Annotated in this window: 1 protein-coding gene and 1 pseudogene; one reads left to right on the plus strand and one right to left on the minus strand. The window is 58.5% G+C overall.

The window, feature by feature from the left end; translation table 11 throughout:
• Positions 1–32: 32 nt before the first annotated feature.
• Positions 33–467: a hypothetical protein gene (locus AC0L30_RS43050; protein ID WP_354202753.1), complete on the minus strand. Its 435-nt coding sequence runs from the start codon at positions 465–467 to the stop codon at positions 33–35.
• Between the two features lie 290 nt (positions 468–757).
• On the opposite strand from AC0L30_RS43050, the pseudogene AC0L30_RS43055 reads away from it, so the two are divergent.
• A pseudogene (locus AC0L30_RS43055) lies at positions 758–832 on the plus strand (FixH family protein); the annotation flags it as partial.

Raw genomic sequence — 832 nt, forward strand, 5'->3', positions numbered from 1 at the left:
AAGCGGACGTTGCACAGAATTCGCGGCCGGTCTTACTGCGCTAGAAATCCGACTGCGACAACCAGTGCCACAATGCTCCCGAGAATTAGCAGTGCCGGGAGGGATTTTCGGGTCATTGGCCTCGTCGTATGGCGCGCAGCCGATTGACCGTGTTGAGGTCCAAGCGGTCTCTGGGACCGCACGAGTTTGCCCTCTGTCGTAGGCGTCCGAGCCTTTGGTTCCGGAGCCGCGCCTACGCCTCCCATCTCGCTGTAATAAGCGCTGTAGACCTCGCGAACGGCTAGAGCTGTGGACTCGGCCTCGCTCATTGTCTCGAGCCGAGTTTGATAATTTGTCAGAAAGCTTTGGGCGCTGGACGGCAGGTCATCGAAACCACCCAGCTTGGCCATCATGAGCCAGGTGGCAAAATCCGCCTCAGCCTTCATGCGCGCTTTCTTGGCGATACCGGCGTTGGAGCTAGAGGACATGGTGCTCCGATTCGTTTGAACCCGGCCGCGAAGCTGTCCATCGACACCATCCGCGCAGCGGGGGCAGGCAATTGGCAATCCAATCACAGTACCGGGAGAGTTCAAACGCGAACCTTACCAACTAGTCGGCTCCTGGCCAGGTTGCGGCTGACTTGGCAGGGCTCACCTCTACTGATCCTTAACCGCGGTAGCTATCATAACTCGTGGTCTGCGGATATCTACTCCTCCAAACTGTGGGCGCTAAACCCTCGCGAAGACGTTCATTTTTCGCAAACCATGGGCGGCTCTAGACCGGCAAACCGGTGCCGGATGCGGTGATCTTCGCCAGCCGTTTGGACATGGCTCCGGACGGCATGCAGGAGATG

The organism is Bradyrhizobium sp. MI1.11 (assembly GCF_055811255.1).

Excerpts from the sequence above, each read along its gene's own strand:
- AC0L30_RS43050 (WP_354202753.1), bottom strand. The coding sequence starts at position 467 with ATGTCCTCTAGCTCCAACGCCGGTATCGCCAAGAAAGCGCGCATGAAG.